Origin of the sequence: Gelatiniphilus marinus, assembly GCF_042684345.1 — a bacterium.
Taxonomy (GTDB): Bacteria; Bacteroidota; Bacteroidia; order Flavobacteriales; family Flavobacteriaceae; genus Gelatiniphilus; species Gelatiniphilus marinus.
The window spans coordinates 1-21094 of sequence record NZ_JBHULK010000008.1 but is presented as its reverse complement, the minus strand read 5'-3'; the positions used below and the strand labels follow the sequence as shown (position 1 = coordinate 21094).

General features: G+C 35.4%; 21 protein-coding genes. 15 read left to right on the top strand and 6 right to left on the bottom strand.

Going from position 1 to position 21094, the window contains the following annotated elements; translation table 11 throughout:
- Positions 1-146 precede the first annotated feature (146 nt).
- The 5 genes from ACFSQS_RS14685 to ACFSQS_RS14665 all read left to right on the top strand — a co-directional run bounded on the left by ACFSQS_RS14685 (position 147) and on the right by ACFSQS_RS14665 (position 4703).
- Positions 147-2246: a gliding motility protein RemB gene (locus ACFSQS_RS14685; RefSeq protein WP_388020657.1), complete on the top strand. Its 2100-nt coding sequence runs from the start codon at positions 147-149 to the stop codon at positions 2244-2246.
- A 295-nt stretch (positions 2247-2541) separates the two neighbouring features.
- The gene (locus ACFSQS_RS14680) at positions 2542-2799 is read left to right on the top strand and encodes a hypothetical protein (protein ID WP_388020654.1); all 258 of its coding nucleotides are present in this window, start codon (positions 2542-2544) and stop codon (positions 2797-2799) included.
- A gap of 66 nt (positions 2800-2865) precedes the next feature.
- Complete coding sequence (locus tag ACFSQS_RS14675; protein WP_388020651.1) at positions 2866-3360, top strand: hypothetical protein; 495 nt, start codon at positions 2866-2868, stop codon at positions 3358-3360.
- Between the two features lie 266 nt (positions 3361-3626).
- On the top strand, positions 3627-4325 hold the full coding sequence (locus tag ACFSQS_RS14670; protein WP_388020648.1) for a hypothetical protein: 699 nt from the start codon (positions 3627-3629) through the stop codon (positions 4323-4325).
- Between the two features lie 66 nt (positions 4326-4391).
- Positions 4392-4703, top strand: coding sequence for a hypothetical protein (locus ACFSQS_RS14665; RefSeq protein WP_388020645.1), 312 nt, complete (start codon positions 4392-4394; stop codon positions 4701-4703).
- Positions 4704-4906: 203 nt separating this feature from the next.
- Here ACFSQS_RS14665 and clpX read toward each other — a convergent pair whose 3' ends face one another.
- From clpX to ACFSQS_RS14635, 6 genes are all read right to left on the bottom strand, one after another.
- Complete coding sequence (clpX, locus tag ACFSQS_RS14660; protein ID WP_388020642.1) at positions 4907-6139, bottom strand: ATP-dependent Clp protease ATP-binding subunit ClpX; 1233 nt, start codon at positions 6137-6139, stop codon at positions 4907-4909.
- A 74-nt stretch (positions 6140-6213) separates the two neighbouring features.
- Positions 6214-6888: an ATP-dependent Clp endopeptidase proteolytic subunit ClpP gene (gene clpP, locus ACFSQS_RS14655; protein ID WP_388020639.1), complete on the bottom strand. Its 675-nt coding sequence runs from the start codon at positions 6886-6888 to the stop codon at positions 6214-6216.
- A gap of 146 nt (positions 6889-7034) precedes the next feature.
- Positions 7035-8363: a trigger factor gene (gene tig / locus ACFSQS_RS14650; protein ID WP_388020636.1), complete on the bottom strand. Its 1329-nt coding sequence runs from the start codon at positions 8361-8363 to the stop codon at positions 7035-7037.
- Positions 8364-8505: 142 nt separating this feature from the next.
- Complete coding sequence (locus ACFSQS_RS14645; RefSeq protein WP_388020633.1) at positions 8506-8853, bottom strand: phage holin family protein; 348 nt, start codon at positions 8851-8853, stop codon at positions 8506-8508.
- A gap of 84 nt (positions 8854-8937) precedes the next feature.
- Positions 8938-9714, bottom strand: a complete 777-nt coding sequence (locus tag ACFSQS_RS14640) for an alpha/beta fold hydrolase (RefSeq protein ID WP_388020630.1) — start codon at positions 9712-9714, stop codon at positions 8938-8940.
- 43 nt (positions 9715-9757) lie between these two features.
- Positions 9758-10471, bottom strand: coding sequence for a pyridoxine 5'-phosphate synthase (locus tag ACFSQS_RS14635; RefSeq protein WP_388020627.1), 714 nt, complete (start codon positions 10469-10471; stop codon positions 9758-9760).
- A gap of 253 nt (positions 10472-10724) precedes the next feature.
- Between ACFSQS_RS14635 and ACFSQS_RS14630 the strand changes: the two genes are divergently transcribed.
- From ACFSQS_RS14630 to ACFSQS_RS14585, 10 genes are all read left to right on the top strand, one after another.
- Positions 10725-11384 carry a CBS domain-containing protein gene (locus ACFSQS_RS14630; protein WP_388020624.1) on the top strand — a complete coding sequence of 220 codons (660 nt, stop codon included), beginning with the start codon at positions 10725-10727 and terminating at the stop codon, positions 11382-11384.
- A 4-nt stretch (positions 11385-11388) separates the two neighbouring features.
- Complete coding sequence (locus tag ACFSQS_RS14625; RefSeq protein WP_388020621.1) at positions 11389-12273, top strand: NAD kinase; 885 nt, start codon at positions 11389-11391, stop codon at positions 12271-12273.
- A gap of 111 nt (positions 12274-12384) precedes the next feature.
- The gene (gene porG, locus ACFSQS_RS14620) at positions 12385-13074 is read left to right on the top strand and encodes a type IX secretion system protein PorG (RefSeq protein ID WP_388020618.1); all 690 of its coding nucleotides are present in this window, start codon (positions 12385-12387) and stop codon (positions 13072-13074) included.
- A gap of 2 nt (positions 13075-13076) precedes the next feature.
- Complete coding sequence (locus ACFSQS_RS14615; protein ID WP_388020615.1) at positions 13077-13817, top strand: isoprenyl transferase; 741 nt, start codon at positions 13077-13079, stop codon at positions 13815-13817.
- Entirely contained in the window at positions 13789-16368 is a 2580-nt protein-coding gene (locus ACFSQS_RS14610; protein ID WP_388020612.1) for a BamA/OMP85 family outer membrane protein, read from the top strand. Before ACFSQS_RS14615 ends, ACFSQS_RS14610 begins: the two co-directional genes overlap by 29 nt.
- Before the next feature lie 329 nt (positions 16369-16697).
- A complete protein-coding gene (locus tag ACFSQS_RS14605; protein ID WP_388020609.1) occupies positions 16698-17645 on the top strand; it encodes an OmpH family outer membrane protein in 948 nt (315 codons plus the stop codon).
- A gap of 36 nt (positions 17646-17681) precedes the next feature.
- The gene (locus ACFSQS_RS14600) at positions 17682-18188 is read left to right on the top strand and encodes an OmpH family outer membrane protein (protein ID WP_388020606.1); all 507 of its coding nucleotides are present in this window, start codon (positions 17682-17684) and stop codon (positions 18186-18188) included.
- A gap of 83 nt (positions 18189-18271) precedes the next feature.
- Positions 18272-19051 carry a glutamate racemase gene (gene murI / locus ACFSQS_RS14595; RefSeq protein ID WP_388020603.1) on the top strand — a complete coding sequence of 260 codons (780 nt, stop codon included), beginning with the start codon at positions 18272-18274 and terminating at the stop codon, positions 19049-19051.
- A 190-nt stretch (positions 19052-19241) separates the two neighbouring features.
- Positions 19242-20507, top strand: a complete 1266-nt coding sequence (locus ACFSQS_RS14590; RefSeq protein ID WP_388020600.1) for a DNA cytosine methyltransferase — start codon at positions 19242-19244, stop codon at positions 20505-20507.
- Positions 20500-20991, top strand: coding sequence for a hypothetical protein (locus ACFSQS_RS14585; RefSeq protein WP_388020597.1), 492 nt, complete (start codon positions 20500-20502; stop codon positions 20989-20991). Before ACFSQS_RS14590 ends, ACFSQS_RS14585 begins: the two co-directional genes overlap by 8 nt.
- The last annotated feature ends 103 nt before the right edge of the window (positions 20992-21094 follow it).

The following is a 21094-nucleotide window of genomic DNA, read 5'->3' as shown; positions in this document are numbered from 1 at the left end:
CGGTTTTGTTTTTTGTTTCAAGCAGAATCTATTCCGGTTCTCATTACAATTGCATGTTGCGAAATAATATCCCAAATCTTTAGTAAGCCCATCAATCTTAAAAAATATAGTATCTTTCAGCACAAAACCAATGCTTATTAAATCCTATGAAGCAATACCTTGTCCTAATTCTGCTTTTAGTTCAAAATAATATCTTCGCCCAAGATACTTTTCAATATGAAAAGCCGCCGGTTTTTCCTAATTGCGAATCTGTAAATATTGAAGCCTTGCAGCAATGTTTTGATAAAAGCATATTCACTCACGTTTACAACAGTTTTAAAGTGCCGCAAATAGCTTTAGACGAAAATTACAAAGGCAACGTTGCCGTACTTTTTGAAGTGGATACCACAGGTGCATTTAAAGTGATTTATGTCGATGCCATTTATAGCGAATTAAAAGCGGAAACAAAACGGGTTTTTGCATTGTTGCCCAAGGTAAAACCGGCAACTTATAATGGAAGAACGACTTATAAACAATATTCCATTGAAATTAAAATACCATTGGTAAATCCATCTGCCAGTTCTAAAAATTCAACACAAGTTAACGCAATCTCTAAATTGGAAGCCGCTGCAAAAACTGAGTTTGATAGTGTAAACGCAAGCTTAAAAACCTTCGAAAACAAAGGGTATTCCAGTCAGTTAAATATTCCTTTTACGCATAGCGATTATTCCAAATTTGATAGACAAATGAATCTTATCGGAACAAATAGCCACACGGCATCAAAACCTTATGTTTACGAAGAAGTTTCGAATTATTACGATTTTAAAGACGAAAACCAAAAACTCCAAAAAGAAGCCAATACTTGGGCAAGAAAAAAACTTTGGAACGAACACTTAGTGCAAATACAAAGTAAAGATTATTGGTTTACCATCGACCCCATTTTCGACTTGCAAGTGGGTAAAGATACCGATGCCGAATTTAGCTCAACCTACAACAATACCCGTGGATTTTTGGTTCAAGGTGGTTTGGGTAAAAAGCTCAATTTTTACGCCTCGGTTTTCGAGAGTCAAGGGCGATTTGCACAATATGTTAATCAATATGCTGAGAGTTTAAAAGCCTTTGGTCCAGACCCTGCGATAATTCCTGGGCGAGGTATCGCAAAACGATTTAAAAGTGATTCTTACGATTATCCGGTTGCCGAAGCCTATTTGTCGTACGCGCCAGCAAAATTTATTAACATGCAGTTTGGCCATGGTAAAAACTTTATTGGCGATGGGTACCGCTCGCTGTTGTTAAGCGATGTGGCGAGTCCGCACCCATTTTTAAAATTGAACACCAAATTTTGGAAAATAAAATATACCAATACTTGGCTATGGCTAAAAGATGTACGACCAGAAGTTACGGAAGATGGCGCGTTTTTAACCAAATACATGGCCAACCATTATTTAAGTTGGAATGTATCAAAACGATTTAATTTAGGTTTGTTTGAATCGGTTATTTGGACGAATTCCAATAACAGAGGCTTCGATGTTAACTATTTAAACCCAATCATTTTTTACAGAGCCATTGAGTTTGAAACGGGGCAAGATGCCGGAAATGCCATTATTGGCGCATCGGCAAAATATAAATGGAACGATAATGTGAATATTTACAGTCAGTTTATTTTAGATGAATTCTCGCTGAGCGATATAAAAGGTGGCGAAAGAAGTTGGAAAAATAAATACGGCTATCAAATAGGTGTTAAATATTTTAATGTGTTTAAAGTTGATAATTTAATGCTTCAGTTTGAATATAACCGCATACGGCCTTATACCTATTCGCACAACACGATTGCTACAAATTACGGACACAACAACCAATCTATGGCGCATTTATGGGGTGCAAACTTTAGTGAAGCGATTATAATTGGGCGTTACCATTACAAGCGTTGGTTTGCCGATGCTAAACTTATTTTTGGTGTTCGCGGATTAGATTTTAACGAGGGCACCGATAATTTTAGCTACGGTGCAGATATTTTTAGAAACTATAACGACCGACCTTTTGATACTGGTGTAGAAGTGGGGCAAGGTATAAAAACAAAAACCTTTAACGGCAATCTGCAAGCGGGTTATATAATAAATCCGGCAACAAATTTAAAGCTGTTTACCGATATTACGTTTAGAAATTTTAACCCCGAAGCCACCACCGCATCAACCTTTAAAAACAATACGGTTTGGTTTAATTTTGGGTTACAGACCGATTTGTTTAATTGGTATTTCGACAACTAAAGTTGTCGTGCTGAACTTGTTTCAGCATCTCATAATTCTTTTCCTAAAACCAAGTTGAACTCATTCCGATGCATATCGGGATTTTATCAATTTCATCATTCCCTCGAAGGAGGGAATCTCATAAATAGAACCTAGTTTCAAATTATTCCTTTCCTAAAATTTATTAAAACTCAATTTTTTACGGGTTTCCCACAGCACTAAATATTAAAAAGCATCTGTTTTCGATGAAGTACATAGTATTGCTTATGCTTTATGGTGTTTTTTCTTATATTTATATTGAATAAAAAATAAAATTATGAAATTAAATTTTTTCACACTTAATGACTTTATGAAAACGAATATTTTAATTATTTCACTATTGTCTTCAATAAGTTTTAATTATGCACAAAATGTGAATACATCTGTTGCATCTGATATGAATACTGTATTCAGTCTTTTAGAAAAAAAACGAATACCTTATGATATTCACCTTGATTATGGCTATGATTTTATTGATGTAAGTCAATATAATGGTACTTTACAGACTAATAACTACTTGAGTATTGGCAATTAAAAAGAAATATATAACACCTTAGTATCTTCAATAACTGCCACTGGTGTTTCAGGAATTGCTTCTCCAATGCAAGAGTATAACGAATGGGCAAATCTTCAAAAACAAGAAAACAATACAAACAAGACCACTAATACTGTCTCAGTTGTTTTAAGTGGTTTGCTATATAATTATTCTAAAATTAATAACAATGCTTTAGCTAATAATAAAATACAAGTTGTAAATGGTAAATATGACGACAAATATATTAATGGTGTTTGGCAAAACCCTTACGATACAAATATAACTTTTGCAATAGCTTCTCCAGTAATTACTTTAAGTAAAGCAAATGTTGCAGTTACATTACCAACCACTTTGTGGCAAAAAAACGTCTCAACTAGCAGCATTGATATTGATTTTGGCGATGGTACTGGTTATAAAAGCCTAAATAATGCTGCTACAGCTTCAACAACATATACAACAATTGGTAATTATACTTGGACTTACAAGGTGCAGCTCTCTGGTGGGCAATATAAATATTGTAGACAGAAAGTGATTGTAAAACAATTTATTACAACCGTCTGATAATGAATTTACAGGTGGTTCGGCAACCTACGTTACTGATATTTCTGAATCAACTGGACAATATGAAACTGATGAAAATAATTTTGGAGAAATAACTTTTACAAGATTTAATGAACAAAACGGTATTATGTCTGGTACGTTTTACTTTCAAGCACAAGAAACAACATCAGGAGAAATATTAACGATTACTGATGGCAGATTTGATTTAACATTTACAAACTAAAAAAATTATAAAACTATATTTACACTACTTTTTCATTATACTATTGAATTTAACTTTAAATGCACAAGTAATTTATCCAACACAACCAATTCCAGCTAAGCGTGCCTATTTAGGGCAAACAAGTTCTGCTACCATACAAATTGATGATGCTAATAGTGATGGATTAATAACTAAACCATTAATTGTTGCAGAAGGCTTAGATACTGGCTTTTTTGCACAAGGCGGTACTATTGGAGATAATGATTTATCTACTTTCGTTAGAGCAATTAATGATGCATTTAGTTTGGATTTTCAAAATTTGTTAACAGGAGGAACATTTTTTCCAACAGGCAATCAAGATTATGACATTATATATGTAAACTGGGATAATGGAGTAGATTATTTACAGCGTAACGCTTACGCCTTAGAGGCAGTAATAGCTTGGGTAAACCAACAAAAAGCGAGTGTGGGTAGTACAGAGCAAAATGTTATTTTGGCCAAAGTATGGGCGGTGTTATTGCCCGTTGGGCATTGGCAGATATGGAGGCGTGGTTTAACCCACGATACCCGTTTGTATATAAGCCACGATGCGCCACAGCAAGGGGCAAACACAGCTATAAGCGTACAGTTGGCTGGTAGTCACTTGCGTAGCCAATATATTATGTCTCCCATACCGCTTATTGAAGGCGAAGTACTACTGCTATTAGCTTATAATTTTGCTGAAGGATTTTCTGCTGTTTATAATTTATTTGGAGGAGATTAAAGTATCCCTCCTGTAATTACACCACTTCGTGCATTTTCAATAGCCTATGTAGCTGCGGCAAGACAAATGCAATATTGTTGGGTAAATAATAATTATGGAATAGACAACACCATTCACAATGCTTGGATAAATGAATACAGTCAAATGGGTTATCCACAAGGTTATAATGGGAATCCCATTCGTAATATAGCAATTGCAAACGTTAGCGAATGTGGTATTGAACAGGTTGTTAATGCAAACATAATTAGTTATATAAAAACTTCTGGTAAAAATACTGTTTTAAGTGCTTTTATCAGTTTATTAGATATCGCATTGGGGGCTACTCTTTTAAGATCCGATATAGTTGTTACATCTTTGTTTCCGGGTAATTCTTATTGAGACATAAATTTTCAATGTAAATACATGGAATATCTTAATCAAAATAAAAACTTATACCACGGTAGTATAAATGCAAAGAGACTGTCATTTAAAACAGTCTCTTTTTTATTTGTAGTAGCGGTTGACTTATATGTTTTTTAGTATAATACTATAAAACCGCCAGCTTTAATTTAGTAATTCAGCAATAAACCTATTTAAAACAATTACGAAACGGCTTTAAGTTTCTTAATGGTGGTTTTAGTTAATTTGCTCTCTGCGTATATTTTGGTAACGTTAAGTTTGTTTTCGTTGCTACTTGGTAATTCAAACATGGCATCGGTTAATATTTCTTCGCATAACGAGCGTAACCCTCTAGCGCCAAGTTTATATTCAATGGCTTTGCCTACAATAAAATCTAAAGCACCGTCTGTAATGGAAAACTCAATGTTATCCATATCAAACAACTTTTTGTATTGCTTGATAATGGCATTTTTAGGCTCTGTTAAAATAGCTCGAAGTGTTTTAGCATCTAAAGGATCCATATAGGTTAACACGGGTAGTCGCCCAATAATTTCTGGAATTAATCCAAAGTCTTTTAAATCTTTCGGGATAATATACTGCAATAAATGATTTTGATCGACCACATCATCAGACATTGAAGCGCTGTAGCCAACGGCCTGCATGTTTAATCGTTTAGAAATAACCCGTTCAATGCCATCAAAAGCACCACCTGCTATAAATAAAATATTTTCTGTATTGACCTCTATAAATTTTTGATCCGGATGCTTGCGCCCGCCTTTTGGCGGAACGTTAACAACGGTACCTTCTAAAAGTTTCAATAGGGCTTGTTGCACACCTTCGCCAGATACATCGCGAGTAATGGATGGGTTATCGCTTTTACGGGCAATTTTATCAATTTCATCAATAAAAACAATGCCTTTTTCAGCCTTTTCCAGATTGTAGTCGGCGGCTTGCAAGAGGCGCGTTAAAATGCTTTCTACATCTTCGCCTACGTAGCCCGCTTCGGTTAAAACCGTAGCGTCAACAATGGCAAGGGGTACATTTAGCATTCTTGCTACTGTTTTGGCCATTAGTGTTTTTCCGGTTCCTGTTTGGCCAACCATGATGATGTTTGATTTTTGAATCTCGATATCATCTTTAGTTGGGGGTTGCAATAATCTTTTGTAATGGTTGTAAACGGCTACAGACATAACCTTTTTGGTCATGTCTTGCCCTATAATATATTCATCAAGAAAAGCTTTTATTTGCTGTGGTTTTCTAAGTTTGAGCTCAGCAGATAAGTCGCTGCTATCGGTTTGTTTGGATTCTTCTAGTACAATACCGTGAGCTTGCTCGATACAACGGTCGCAAATGTGGGCATCTAAGCCTGCTATTAATAAATTTGTTTCAGGTTTTTTTCGTCCACAAAACGAGCATTCTAATTCTTCTTTTGCCATTAATCTATATTTTTAAGAAGATGTAATTTTATAAGATCTTCTTTATCAATCTTATAAAATTACAAAAATTTTATTTAATTACGTGCTAAGATTTCATCTATCATTCCGTATTCCTTTGCTTTATCGGCTTTCATCCAATAGTCTCTGTCGCTGTCTGCATATACTTTGTTGTAATCTTGCCCCGAATGCTTGCTTATTATTTTGTAGAGTTCTTCTTTAAGAATTAGTATTTCTCTTGCCGTAATCTCAATATCGCTGGCTTGCCCTTGTGCGCCGCCCAAAGGTTGGTGAATCATTACTCGGGAGTGTGTTAAGCCGCTGCGTTTCCCTTTTTCTCCGGCGCAAAGCAGTACTGCGCCCATGGAGGCTGCCATTCCTGTACAAATTGTGGCTACGTCTGGTTTTATAAACTGCATGGTATCGTAAATGCCTAAGCCTGCATATACGCTGCCTCCTGGTGAGTTGATGTAAATTTGTATGTCTTTTGTGGCATCGGTGCTTTCTAGAAACAGTAGTTGTGCTTGTACGATGTTGGCAACTTGGTCGTTAATGGCGGTTCCCAGAAATATGATCCTGTCCATCATTAGGCGCGAAAACACATCAAAAACGGCAATGTTCATTTGGCGTTCTTCGATAATGTTTGGGGTTAGCCCCGTTGGGTACATGCTACTTATTATTTTGTTGTAATAGGTACTGCTGATGCCTTGGTCTTTTATTGCGAATTTTTCGAACTCTTTTGCGTAATCCATAGTAAATTTTAATAATTTAATTTAGCTAAACTCTTGATAAGTATCCAGATAATTTATAATCTATTTTTGGTAGATTGTTTAGTTGAATAAAAAGGCACTTAAATATGTTTATTTAAGTGCCTAAATATAAGGAATTATTCTATTATTTATTTGTCTCCGTAAACTTCTTTAACAAACTTTTCGTAAGTTACTTCTTTTACTTTTATGTTTGCGTTTTCTTTATATACGGCCAATAGTTTTTGGCTTACTAATTGTTCTGAGATACGGCGGGCTTCTTCTGTGTTGGACAGTATGCGTCTGGCTATATCGTCTAATTCTTTTTCAGAAGGGTTGGGTTGTCCAAATTGAGCCATTTGCGCTTTTATCATGTCTTGCGCATGGTTTTTAAGATCGACTACAGATACTTCAATGTTGTGCTCTTTGGCTATTTTGCCTTCAATTAACTGGCAGCGCAAGCTTTTTTCTGATTTTTCGTATTGTTCTTTTGCTTTTTCTTCGTCGATTTCTTCTTCGCTTGCGGCTTGCATCCATTTTGTAAGGAATTCTGCAGGTAAATCGAATTTTGTGTTTTCGATTAAATATTCGGTAACATCGTTTAAAAACTTTTGGTCTGCTTGTTGAACAAATTGGTTTTCCGCATCTTCTTTAATTCTGGCTTTTAATTCGGCTTCAGAAGTTATTTCGTCTTTCCCAAAAAGTTTGTCGAACAGTTCTTGGTTTAGCTCTGCGAGCTCGCGTTTGTTTACTTCGGTAATGGTAAAAAGCACCTCGATATCAAGGTCTTTTGCTTCTTCTGCGCTTATGTTGAGTACACGGGTTAGGTCTAGCTCATTCTCATAAAGCCCTTTTGTTTTTAAAGTGATAACATCGCCTACTTTGGCTCCAACAAATAGTTTGGCGGTAGATTTTGATTTGAATTTATCTAAAAACAGGGTTACGGTGTTGTTTATCTCTTTTTCTTCGTTGGTAAAGGTACCGGTTACTTCGCTGTTTTTCTCAACGGTGTCTTGCGATATTAATTTACCGTATTTTTTTTGAAGACGCTCAATTTGCTCGTCGATCATTTTATTGTCTGCAACAATGTTGTATTGCGTAATGGCTTTTTTGCCTTTAAGGTTTACTTCAAATTCTGGTGCTAAACCCAATTCGAATTCAAACGAAAAATTATCGGCATCCCAATCTATTTCGTCCTGTTTTTTGGGAAGTGGTTGGGCAAGCACATCTAACTTTTCTTCTGTTAAATATTTGTTTAAGGCTTCTTGCAACAGCTTGTTTACCTCATCGACTAAAACAGCTTTACCGTATTGTTTTTTAACCATGCCCATGGGTACGTGCCCTTTTCTAAAACCGGGTATGTTTGCTGTTTTACGGTAATCTGTTAAGATCTTTTCTACCTTGTCGCTGTAGTCTTCTTTTGCAATATCTACTTTTACTACGGCGTTTACGGCATCAACGTTTTCTCTTGTAATGTTCATTTTAAAATGATATATAACCTTTAATCAGGCATTTAACAAAAAGGTTTATTTTAAAAAACCTATATTTTATGTGTTTAAAATTGGGATGCAAAAATAATATATTTTTACATCCAAACAAAGTTTTTAATTGCTTGATTTAAAACTACTTTTTATCTTCTTTTAAGAGTGAATGCAGAATGGATTCTAAAATGGACAATAGGATGCTAAAGAGCAATGCCCACCAAAAACTATCGACCGAAAAACCGTTTACTAATTTATCGGCCAAAAGAATAATTATGGCGTTAATAACTAATAGAAACAATCCTAAAGTTAAGATGGTGGCAGGTAAGGTAAAAATAACCAAAATGGGTTTTACAATTACATTTAAAATTGAGAGCACTACAGCTACAATTAACGCACCAACGTAACCGTTAACATGTACCCCAGAAAGTAAGTGTGCTAAAATAAAAACGGCGACGGCATTTAGTAGCAGTTTGATTAAAAGTTTCATTTGTGTTTTGTTATGTAAATTGCTAAAACTAACGAGCGGTTATAAATAATCAAATTTAAAGATAATAAAATTTGGTTAGAAAATCTAAGATACAAATTGAATTACAGCATCAAAAAAGTCCGTCGGGTTTTCGGCATGCAACCAATGCCCCGAATTGGCAATGGTAACTATTTTTGCTTTTGGGAAATGGTTTAAAATGATACGCTCGTCGTCAACACCAATATATTCTGATTGATCGCCACGTAAAAACAGGGTGTCTTTTTCAAATCTTGAATAACTGGGTAAGGCTTCGCCAATCTCGGCAACCTCATCTTTTAAAACCTTTAAATTTAGGCGTAATGCCAGTTTGCCCTTTTCAATCCAATACAGGTTTTTAAGTAAAAACTGTCGCGTCCCAAAATCTGTAACATATTCGCTCAAGGCTTTGTCTGCTTGCCCTCTGCTTTTTATCGTCTTAAAATCCAAAGCGTTAAAGCCTTCTAAAATGGTGTCGTGGTGAACGGGGTAAAAGCGCGGTGAGATATCGGCAACCAATAATTTTGACACCAATTCTGGGTATTGTGCAGCAAAGAACATGGCTGTTTTACCGCCCATGGAATGCCCCAGCAAAATAATATTTTTTAGTTGGTGCGTATTGCAGTAGTGTTTTAAATCTTTGGCAAGAATTTCGTAATTAAAGGTATCGCTCCAAAAGCTTCGCCCGTGGTTTCTTTGATCGACCAAATGCACCTCGAAACCCTTTTCGCTCAAGTTTTTACCGTGGGTTTTCCAGTTGTCGCCCATGCCCAAAAAGCCATGTAAAATAATAAATGCTTGCCCTTTGCCAATTATGTTAGAATGTAAAATATCTTGTTTTGCCACGAATTCACAAATATTTAACTGTTATTTACTGCCGACTGCCAACTTACTTCAATTTATGCAAATACATCTGTATCACGTTTTCTACGCCTAAATATAAACTTTCTGAAATAAGCGCGTGCCCAATGGAAACTTCCAACAAGTTAGGTGTATTCTCTTTAAAAAACTTGATGTTATCCAACGATAAATCGTGCCCTGCATTAATGCCCAAATCCAAATTATTTGCTAATTCGGCACATGCGGCATACGGTTTTACAGCTTCTTTATTTCCTAAGCTATATTGATGTGCAAAGGCTTCGGTGTACAATTCAATTCTGTCTGCGCCTGTTTCTTTTGCGCCATCAATCTGTTTTAAAACAGGGTCCACAAAAATAGACGTTCTTATATTGTTGTTTTTAAATTCCTTTATCACATCAACTAAAAAATCTTTGTGCTTTAAGGTGTCCCAACCTGCATTGCTGGTAATAGCATCAACTGCATCGGGTACTAGGGTAACCTGTGTTGGTTTTACCTCGAGCACCAATTTTACAAAAGAATCTATGGGGTTTCCTTCTATATTGTATTCGGTATAGACTTCGGGTTTTAAATCGCGTGCATCTTGGTAGCGTATGTGGCGTTCGTCTGGTCTTGGGTGTATGGTTACGCCTTGGGCTCCAAAGCGCTGTACGTCTTTTGCAAACTGCACTACGTTGGGCAAATCGCCACCTCGTGAGTTTCTTAAAGTTGCTATTTTATTTATGTTTACGCTTAACTTTGTCATTTTTCAATATTTATATGGGCATTAAATTAAAGCTTTTGGTTTTTGGCTAAAAATTACTTCTTCTAATTATATGTTAAGGTGTTCTTGCACAGTTGTTAGGCTATGGGCTTAAGGTAAAAATAGGGTTTAAAATATATAGCACTGAAATTTTCGCTTCCTAAGGAAAAATCTCTTTTAATTCTGCAAAAATACAAAGTAGAACATGCTTATATACTATTTTTTTGATTAATTTGCACACTTACAATGTTTACCAATGAAACTTTCAGAATATATTATAAACGACATAAAGCCATTGCGTAGCGATAGCAAAATAAGCGATTTACAGCATTTGTTTAATCAGTTAACCTATTCGCACATTCCGGTTAAAGATTTGGAAAACAGGTATTTGGGAAGTGTTTCTGAGACCGATGCTCACTGTTTTGAAAGCGACAAGCAATTAAGCGAATACGCCTATGCACTTGAAGATTTTTACGTTAGGGACACCGCCATTTGGTTAGATGTTTTAGAGGCTTTTGCAAAAAACGCAACTAATATTATGCCGGTTTTAAGTGCCGGAAATGTGTATTTGGGGTATTACGAATTAAACGATGTTATTGGGCTTTTTAACGAAACCCCTTTCTTTTTTGAAGCTGGCGGCATTTTGGTTATTGAAAAAGGCTTAACAGATTATTCGTTTAGCGAAATAAGCCAGATTGTAGAGTCTAACAATGGCAAGCTTTTAGGTGCCTTTATTTCTAACATTAAAAACGATGTGGTGCAAATTACACTTAAAATTGGCAACTCAAGTTTAAGCGGTATTATTCAAACCTTTCGTAGGTACAGTTATAATGTAGTGTCTGGGCACGAAGAAGACAGTTACAACGCGAGCCTTAAAGAACGGTCTGATTATTTAAGAAAATATCTAAACATTTAGTTTTATGAAGGTTGCTGTTTTTGGTCTGTTTTACAACGAGCGTACTGCTGTTTCGGTAGAGTCTTTGTTTAGCTTTTTGTTAAAAAATAATTTCGACACCTATATAGAAAGCGCGTTTTGCAAGCTTATAAACCAAGAGGCCAACAATAAAAAAGATTATGCGTCTTTTAAAACCTTTGAGGCTTTAGATGCATCTTTCGATCTGCTTATTAGTATTGGTGGCGACGGTACCATTTTAAGGGCCATAGCATTTGTGCAAGATTTGGGTATTCCGGTGATAGGTATAAACACGGGCAGGCTTGGGTTTTTGTCCACCATACAAGTTGACGATATTGAAAATGCCATACAAAACATTGTTGATGGCAAGTATAGTATCTCCGAGCGTAACTTGCTTGCCGTTGAAACCCTGCCCGAAAACAGTAAGATAGCCTCGCTTAATTTTGCTTTAAACGAGGTAGCCGTAAGCAGAAAAAATACCACCTCGATGATAACCGTAGATACGCACCTTAACGGCGAATACCTTACAACGTATTGGAGCGACGGCTTAATCGTTTCTACACCAACAGGCTCAACCGGATATTCTTTAAGTTGCGGTGGTCCGGTAATAGCACCGGGTACAAATAGCTTTGTGTTAACACCCATTGCCCCTCACAATTTAAGTGCGCGCCCATTGGTAATCCCTAATAATACCGAAATACAACTTAAAGTAAAAGGTAGGGAAGAGCAGCACTTAGTGTCGCTCGACTCCAGAATAGCAACCTTAAACAACGGGACTTTAATTAAAATAAAAAAAGCGCCCTTTAAAATTAAAATGATAAATCTTTTAAACGAAAGCTTTTTAGATACCCTTCGCAAAAAACTACTTTGGGGCGAAGACAATCGCAATTAAGCCTTTGCAAAAAACAATAATTTACCAGAAAAACTGTTTTACACAACACCAAGTACGCTAAGGGTGGCAGTAAAATCTTATTTTATTATATTTGCAAACTTTTAAATATTTATGAAGCACTTAACGGTATTGATATTAAGCCTTTTAAGCTTTCAATTAAGCCATTCGCAAATTAACGAAATTGGTGTTTTTGCCGGTGGTAGTAATTTTATTGGCGATGTTGGTGCAACCAATTACATTGCGCCAAACAGTCCTGCTTTTGGCCTGATTTACAAATGGAACGCCAGCCCCAGACATTCTTGGAGGGCAACCTTGATATATTCTGATTTAAAAGCTGATGATATAGATTCAGACGACCCAAGGCGTATCCAGCGCGGTTACAGTTTCGATTCTAATCTGTTAGAACTTTCGGCGGGCATAGAATTTACCTTTTTCGATTTCAATTTACATACCGGCGAAAAATTGGTTACACCGTATTTATATTCGGGAATAAGTGTAGCTAAACACGATAACCACTATTTTGTTAATGGCGTACAAACCCCCGAAAACACTTCTAGTTGGGCCTTTGGCATCCCTATGGCTCTAGGTGTTAAAAGCAATGTTTTTGGCAACATTGTTTTAGGCTTAGAGGTTGGCGCACGCTATACGTTTTCTGATGCAATAGAGGGTAGTTTTCCAGACAGTGCAGCAAATCTGCAATACAGATTTGGCAACATAAACAATAACGATTGGTATGTGTTTTCTGGTTTAACGTTAACTTATACATTTGGATTAAACCCTTGTTATTGCCCCACAGATTAAAAATGGATATAAAACAAAACATAAACACGAAAGCGCTACCAAAGCATATTGCCATTATTATGGACGGCAACGGGCGTTGGGCAAAGCAAAAAGGCATGCTGCGGGCTATTGGGCACGAAAATGGCACCAAAGCTGTAAGGCAAACCGTAGAAGCTTCAGCAGAATTGGGCATAGAAAACCTAACGCTATACGCCTTTTCTACCGAAAACTGGAACCGCCCAAAACTAGAAGTACAAACTTTAATGAAACTTTTAGTGTCTTCGCTAAAAAAAGAAATAAAAACACTTCAAGATAATAACATCAAACTATTGGCTATTGGCAATTTAAACACCTTGCCAAAAAAAGTCCACAAAGAACTAAACGAAGTTATTGAAAGCACTAAAAGTAACAATAGGATGACTTTAACCCTGGCTTTAAGCTATGGCTCTAGGGAAGAAATACTAAATACTGTTAAAGAGATTAGTATTAAAGTTAAAAATAATATAATTTCGCCCGATAAAATTGATGAATCGATTATTAATGAGCATCTTTACACGCAAAATTTGCCAGATGTAGATTTGCTTATTAGAACCAGTGGCGAACAACGTATAAGCAATTTTTTGCTTTGGCAAATAGCTTACGCAGAATTGTATTTTACCAATACGCTTTGGCCAGATTTTTCAAAGCAACATTTGTACGAAGCTATTATTGAATATCAAAAAAGAGAACGACGATTTGGGAAAACAAGTGAACAACTTAGCTAATAATTTATCTTTTACAAAATTAAAACACTGTTTATTAGCAATAACAATATTGTGCGGTTTTAGCATAAAAGCACAAGACTTGCCGTACAGCGATGGTAAAAAATACACCTTAGGAAGCGTTTCGGTTTCTGGAAATACTACATTTAGCGAGCAAACCATAGTTACCTATTCTGGTTTAAGAAAAGGCAAGCAAATGACTATTCCTGGAGAGGATATTAGTAACGCCATAAAAAAACTTTGGAGCTCTAAATTATTTAGCGATATAGAAATTTTCATTACCAAAATTGAAGGCGATGTAGCGCATTTGGAAATCAGATTATCCGATTTGCCACAGCTTAACGAGCTGAAAATAAACGGCATTAAAAAAGGCAAAAAAGAAGCTGTAATTAACGATGCAGGACTAAAAAAAGGTACCAAAGTAACAGAAAACCTAATAACCAATACTAAAAATTTTCTTACAAAAAAATACAAAAAAGAAGGGTTTTACAACACCAAAATACTTATAAATACCATTGATGTTAAAGACTCTATAGAAACAGCCAGGGTAAACATGGTGGTAAACATAGATAAGGGCGAAAAAGTAAAAGTAAAGGATATTGTGTTTAACGGCAACGCCGTTTTAAGCGACAAAAAGCTTAGAAAGGCCATGAAAAGCACAAAAAAAATTAACCGTCTTCGCATATTAAAACGCTCAAAATTTGTTGATTCTGCCTATCAAGAAGATTTATCTAAAATCATCGATAAATACAAAGAAAACGGATACAGAGATGCGCGTATTCTATCGGATAGCTTAATTGTTAACAACGATAACAAAACCGTTTCACTTCATATTAATGTTAATGAAGGCGAGCAATACACCTTTGGCGACATTACATTTATTGGCAATACCGTTTACAGCAACGAGTTTTTAAGCAGGTATTTAAGAATTAAAAAAGGCGATACCTACAACGGTGTTTTACTGCAAGAGCGTATTGCAGACAACACAAAGCCCGATGCTATCGATATTACAAACCTATACCAAAACAGCGGATATTTATTCTCTACCATAAACCCTGTTGAAGTAAATGCCGACGACAATGTTATTGATATGGAAATTAGAATATCTGAAGGAAAACCGGCATATTTCAATAAAGTATCGGTTGTTGGAAACGATAAAACCAACGACCATGTTATTTACCGCATGTTACGTACGCGCCCTGGGCAATTGTACAGTAAAGAAAACGTGGTGCGTTCGGTTAGGGAATTGGGGCAATTAGGCTTTTTTGATGCCCAAGAGATTTCACCAAACTTTAACAACCCAAACCCAAATGAAGGGACCATTGATATGGAATACTCTGTTAAAGAAACAGGTTCCAGCCAAATAGAACTGCAAGGTGGTTATGGCGGCGGCGGCTTTATTGGTACGCTTGGGTTGTCGTTTAACAACTTTTCAATAAAGGACATCTTTAAAAAAGACGCTTATAAACCCATCCCCATGGGCGACGGGCAAAAATTGGCGCTTCGTTTACAAGCCAGCCGTTTTTACCAAACCTATAGTTTCTCGTTTTCTGAACCTTGGTTGGGTGGAAAAAAACCAGTGCAGTTTTCAACATCTTTATCGCATACAAGGCAATTTGCATACAATCCACTTACTAGAAATGCAGATAAAAGTCAAAATTTTAATATCACAGGAATTTCAGTTGGTTTAGCAAAACGTTTAACCGTACCTGATGATTATTTTACATTATCACAAGCTGTAAGTTTCCAGAGGTATGATTTGAATAATTATAACATAAGTTCTTTATTCACATTTGGAGATGGTTACGCAAATAACTTTTCATATACCGTTGGTTTAAGCAGAAACAATACTAGAATAGATCCTATTTACCCAACGGGTGGTTCAAGCTTTTCGGCTACAGCAAAACTTTCTTTACCATATTCTTTATTTGATGGTGTCGATTACAAAGCATTAAAAGAAGATAGAGAACAAGCTATTATCGATCAAGATGCAACTAAACTAGGAGAAATAGACCAAGAACGTTACAAATGGTTAGAGTTTTATAAAATAAACTTTAAAGCCGACTGGTACACCGAAATTGTAAAAGACCTCGTATTAAAACCAAGCGTAGAATTTGGTTTCTTGGGAGCGTACAACAACGACAGAGGCGTTATCCCTTTTGAGCGTTTCTTTGTTGGTGGCGATGGTTTGGGCAGTTACAGTTTAGATGGCAGGGAATCTATTGCACTTCGTGGGTATCCAAATCAATCCTTATCAAATCAAGATGGAGGCACCATTTACAACAAATTTTCATTAGAGCTTCGTTACCCTATCACTTTAAAAGCATCAGCAAAAATATTTGCATTAGGTTTTATTGAGGGTGGTGCATCCTATAATAGTTTTAGGGATTACAACCCATTTAGCATAAAACGATCTGCTGGTTTGGGGGTTCGCATTTTTATGCCGGCATTTGGTTTGTTAGGTATCGATTTTGGCCATGGATTCGATCCATTGCCGGGAGAAACTGTTAAAAATGGTTGGGAAACCCATTTTATTATAGGACAACAATTTTAATCAATCTATATAGCAAAATTTACTTTGGCACGATATTTTCTAATAGCAATTTGATGATTTGAGTTCCAATTGAAATTTTTCAGGTTAAAATTCGTTAATTTTGAAATGCGCAACCTAAAATTTTTCAAATTGCGGAAAATGATTACTTTGCGAATGACATCTGACTGTTAAAAATCAATGTAAAACAATCAGATAAAAGCACAATTCAAAAAACGACAGAATTCAAAAAAAAAAAAAATCATCTGTCTATTTTAGAATTTATAGCCAATAAATTATAAAACACCAAACAGATGAAGATGAAATTAAAAGTTCTTTTTTTACTGATAACAATGTTTACATTAAGCCTTTCAATACATGCGCAACGTGGCGTAAGAATAGGCTATATAGATACAGAATATATTTTAGAGAACGTTCCGGAATATAAAGAAGCCATGGCGCAATTAGATGAAAAAGCCCAAAAATGGCAAAACGAAATCCAAGCGAAGCTAAGCGCTGTAGAGCAAAAACGTAAAGATTTAAGCAACGAAAAAGCCCTTTTAACAAAAGCGCTTATTGATGAGCGCGAAGAAGACATCACTTTTGAGGAACAAGAAATATTAGATTACCAACAAAAGCGTTTTGGGCCAAATGGCGATTTAATGATTCAGAAAAAACAACTTATGCAACCTATACAAGATCAAATTTTTGCCGCGGTACAAGATTTGGCCGGAAGCAGAAAATACGATTTTATATTTGATAAATCTGCCGATGTTGTTATGCTGTATTCGGCAAAACAATTCGATTTAAGCGAGCAAATTTTAAGAAGCATAAAAAGAGCCTCAAAACGTAAGCAAGTACAAACCAAGGCAGAACGTAAAGAAGCAGAAAAAGAAGATGTTGTACCAGAGGTTAATTTAGAATTGGAAGCACGCGAAAAGGCATTAGAAGAAAAAAAAGCAGCCCGACAAAGTGCTGTTGAAAAAGCAAGACAAGAAAAATTAGCCGCTCGCGAAGCTAAAGTAAAAGCAGCAGCAGAAAGACGCCAAAAAGCTATAGACGATCGTGCAAAAGCAAAACAAGCTAAATTAGACGAAAGAAACAAAACAACAAAAAATGAAGCCAGTAAATCTGCCGATGTAAAAACAACCGGAGAAACAAAAACAAGAGCACAACTTATAGAAGAAAACAGACAAAAGAAATTAAAAGATAGAGAAGCCAGAAAAAAAGCTTTAGAAGACCGAAAGAAAAAAATATTAGAAGACCGCAAAAAAGTAAAAGACAGTATAAATAACAATTAACAAAACAATTTATAACACATTAACACTATTTAAAAAATGAAACAATTTAAAACTATTTTATTAGCAACGGCATTATGCATAGGAACCTTAAGTTTTTCTCAAGCACAAAATAAAGTTGCCCATATAAATACACAAGAATTAATTAGTGCCATGCCAGAGATGAAGGCTGCACAAACACAACTTGAAACGCTTGGTAAAACCTACCAAACCGATATTCAAAATATGGCAACCGAGTTTCAAAATAAGGTAAAGCAATACGATGCCGAGGCTTCTACAAAAACCCAAGAAGAGAATACCAAAAGAGCCCAAGAAGTACAAACAATGGAACAAAATATCCGTCAGTTTCAAGGACAGGCCCAACAAGATTTGCAGAAAAAAGAAATAGAGCTTTTAAAGCCTATCACAGAAAAGGCCAAAACAGCTATTTTAAAAGTAGCACGAGCACAAGGTTTTGAGTATGTATTAGATTCTGCACAAGGCGTAATGATTATGGCCGACGGTAAAAACCTGCTTGACGATGTAAAAAAAGAGTTAGGCATATAGTAAACAACTACTCTTTATAAAATAATAAAAAAGCCACCTCAAACAAGGTGGCTTTTTTATTTTTATTACCTAAATTTATACACATGAGTAAACATCCTATTGGTATTTTCGATTCTGGCGTTGGCGGCACGTCTATTTGGAAAGAAATTCATCAACTTTTACCTAAAGAAAACACCATATATTTGGCCGATAGCAATAATGCGCCCTATGGCCCAAAAGGGAAAGAAGCCATTATAGAACTCAGTATAAAAAACACCGAATATTTATTGAAAAAAAGCTGTAAACTTATTGTCGTGGCATGCAACACCGCTACTACCAATGCCATTGACTATTTACGCAAAACCTATAATGTGCCATTTATTGGCATTGAACCCGCCATAAAACCCGCAGCCTTACAAACCAAAACAAATGCCATTGGAATTTTAGCTACCAAAGGGACTTTAAGCAGTGCGTTATTCTCGAAAACCTCGGGGTTATTTGCCAGTAATATTAATGTTGTTGAACAGGTTGGAGAAGGCATAGTTGAATTGATTGAAAGCGGAAAATTGTATTCTCACGAGATGAAAAGCTTGCTGAAAATTTATTTGCAACCCATGATTGACGCTAACATTGATTATTTGGTTTTAGGTTGTACGCATTACCCGTATTTAATGCCTTTACTTATTGATTTATTACCAAATCATGTAAAAATTATAGATTCTGGTGAAGCAGTGGCACGACAAACTAGAACTGTTTTAAAACAACATAATTTGCTAAATAGTCAAGTTTTAAATACTAAAAATGATTTTTTTACTAATGGAAATCCAGATGTGATGCAATCGCTTTTACACGGAAAATTTAATGTTGATTATCTGGGGTTTTAATTAGAATGTCATTCTATGGAGTGCAACGACGTGATAATCTCATAATCGATTGATAGATTGCCACAGAAAATTAGAAATTTTCTTCGCCTTTGCGCTCAAAAAAAACGTGAAGAAAGTTGTGAATAAAAAATGATAATACAACCAACAAAAATAAAAATCTTTATTAACTTGTACAGTTAAATAGGAGATAATGACTAAGGGAAGAATTAAAATAGAAAACATTGACGGACAGCTATTTGAGATAAAAGTAGTTGATCCTGAAAATTCTAAACCAGCTTCATTCACACATTATATACATAATCACAAAAATGGAGTTTCTCAATTCTATAAAAAAGATGCACTCTCTTTTGTCCGAGAAATCCTCGAAAAAGAATATCCCAAAAAAAAAGTCACAAATAAAATTGCTGAAGAAGCACTTCAGTATCTAATTTTTGACCTCAATAAATCCGTTCCATTTCCATCACCTAAAAAACCAAAATTTAAATTCATAGATCTTTTTGCAGGAATTGGAGGGTTTCGGTTGGCACTTCAAAACCTAAAAGGTAAATGCGTTTTTACAAGCGAATGGGATAAGTATTCGAAACTAACTTATAAAACAAATTTTGGAGAAATACCATTTGGAGATATTACAAAACCTGAAACAAAAAGCTATATCCCTGATAACTTTGATGTACTTTGTGCTGGATTTCCGTGTCAAGCATTTTCAATTGCAGGAAAACGTGGTGGATTTGAGGATACAAGGGGGACTTTGTTTTTTGATGTTGCAGAAATCATAAGGGAAAAGCAGCCAAAAGCTATTTTTCTTGAAAATGTAAAAGGATTAAGAAACCACGATAAAGGAAAAACTTTAGCAACAATTTTAAATGTACTTCGAGAAGATTTGGGCTATTTTGTTCCTGAACCACAAATAATAAATGCAAAAGGATTTGGTGTACCCCAAAATCGAGAGCGAATTTTTATAGTTGGCTTCCACGAAAACACTAGAATAACCGAATTTGAGTACCCAAAACCAACCAATAATGAAGTTGTCTTAGAGGATATTTTAGAAGAAAATGAAGTTTCTGTAAAATACTACCTTTCTACAACTTACATCGACACTTTAAGAAAACACAAGGCAAGACACGAAAGTAAAGGAAATGGCTTTGGCTATGAAATTATCCCAAATGATGGGACAGCAAATGCAGTAGTTTGTGGAGGAATGGGAAGGGAAAGAAACTTGATTTTTGATGATAGATTAACCAATTTTAAGCCTATAACAAACATTTCTGGAGAAGTAAATAGAGAAGGCATAAGAAAAATGACACCGCGTGAATGGGCTAGGCTACAAGGATTTCCAGACAATTTTAAAATCTTAGTTTCAGACGCACAGGCATATAAACAGTTCGGTAATTCAGTTGCAGTTCCCGCAATTCAGGCAACAGCTGAAAAAATAATAGAAAAACTAAACGATGCTTAAAGAACTAGGAATTGTCATTGGAAATGACACAAAAGCTGGAAATATATTTAAACATCTTTTTTCTGATTTTATAGAAATAGATTATGAGAAACCTTCAGAATATATTAAACTCTTTTGGGATAAATATGAGGCTTATCCAAAACGAAATTCAAACCTGAATGGTAAAATGTTTGAATACATTTTGGCTTCTCTATGTATTAGAGAGAAAATTTTACCTATTTATATGAGTGCAAAAGTAGCTTTTGTGCCGAATGTAGTTTATGATTTAATGTTCTATTCATCTGAGCGTGGACCAATTTGTTGGAGTGTAAAAACTAGCTTAAGAGAAAGATACAAGCAAGCAGATTTGGAGTCAATTGCCTTAAAATATGTTCATAGAAAAGCTTTAAGTTATTTAATAACACTAAACGAAACAGAAGCGCAAAGTGTGAAAAAGAAGATAAAAACTGGCGATGTTATTGACACTATCCCATTAAGTGTGTAAACTTAATTTATCGAGGGTTTGACTTTCTTAAAGTTGAACCCTTTTTTCAAATATAGTTAAAAATTGGTTTAAAATAATGCCCCAATTCCTAATAGGCATTGAC

Excerpts from the sequence above, each read along its gene's own strand:
- ACFSQS_RS14685 (WP_388020657.1), top strand. The coding sequence starts at position 147 with ATGAAGCAATACCTTGTCCTAATTCTGCTTTTAGTTCAAAATAATATC.
- ACFSQS_RS14680 (WP_388020654.1), top strand. The coding sequence starts at position 2,542 with ATGAAATTAAATTTTTTCACACTTAATGACTTTATGAAAACGAATATT.
- ACFSQS_RS14675 (WP_388020651.1), top strand. The coding sequence starts at position 2,866 with ATGCAAGAGTATAACGAATGGGCAAATCTTCAAAAACAAGAAAACAAT.
- ACFSQS_RS14665 (WP_388020645.1), top strand. The coding sequence starts at position 4,392 with ATGCAATATTGTTGGGTAAATAATAATTATGGAATAGACAACACCATT.
- clpX (WP_388020642.1), bottom strand. The coding sequence starts at position 6,139 with ATGGCAAAAGAAGAATTAGAATGCTCGTTTTGTGGACGAAAAAAACCT.
- clpP (WP_388020639.1), bottom strand. The coding sequence starts at position 6,888 with ATGGATTACGCAAAAGAGTTCGAAAAATTCGCAATAAAAGACCAAGGC.
- tig (WP_388020636.1), bottom strand. The coding sequence starts at position 8,363 with ATGAACATTACAAGAGAAAACGTTGATGCCGTAAACGCCGTAGTAAAA.
- ACFSQS_RS14645 (WP_388020633.1), bottom strand. The coding sequence starts at position 8,853 with ATGAAACTTTTAATCAAACTGCTACTAAATGCCGTCGCCGTTTTTATT.
- ACFSQS_RS14635 (WP_388020627.1), bottom strand. The coding sequence starts at position 10,471 with ATGACAAAGTTAAGCGTAAACATAAATAAAATAGCAACTTTAAGAAAC.
- ACFSQS_RS14630 (WP_388020624.1), top strand. The coding sequence starts at position 10,725 with ATGAAACTTTCAGAATATATTATAAACGACATAAAGCCATTGCGTAGC.
- ACFSQS_RS14625 (WP_388020621.1), top strand. The coding sequence starts at position 11,389 with ATGAAGGTTGCTGTTTTTGGTCTGTTTTACAACGAGCGTACTGCTGTT.
- porG (WP_388020618.1), top strand. The coding sequence starts at position 12,385 with ATGAAGCACTTAACGGTATTGATATTAAGCCTTTTAAGCTTTCAATTA.
- ACFSQS_RS14615 (WP_388020615.1), top strand. The coding sequence starts at position 13,077 with ATGGATATAAAACAAAACATAAACACGAAAGCGCTACCAAAGCATATT.
- ACFSQS_RS14605 (WP_388020609.1), top strand. The coding sequence starts at position 16,698 with ATGTTTACATTAAGCCTTTCAATACATGCGCAACGTGGCGTAAGAATA.
- ACFSQS_RS14600 (WP_388020606.1), top strand. The coding sequence starts at position 17,682 with ATGAAACAATTTAAAACTATTTTATTAGCAACGGCATTATGCATAGGA.
- murI (WP_388020603.1), top strand. The coding sequence starts at position 18,272 with ATGAGTAAACATCCTATTGGTATTTTCGATTCTGGCGTTGGCGGCACG.
- ACFSQS_RS14590 (WP_388020600.1), top strand. The coding sequence starts at position 19,242 with ATGACTAAGGGAAGAATTAAAATAGAAAACATTGACGGACAGCTATTT.
- ACFSQS_RS14585 (WP_388020597.1), top strand. The coding sequence starts at position 20,500 with ATGCTTAAAGAACTAGGAATTGTCATTGGAAATGACACAAAAGCTGGA.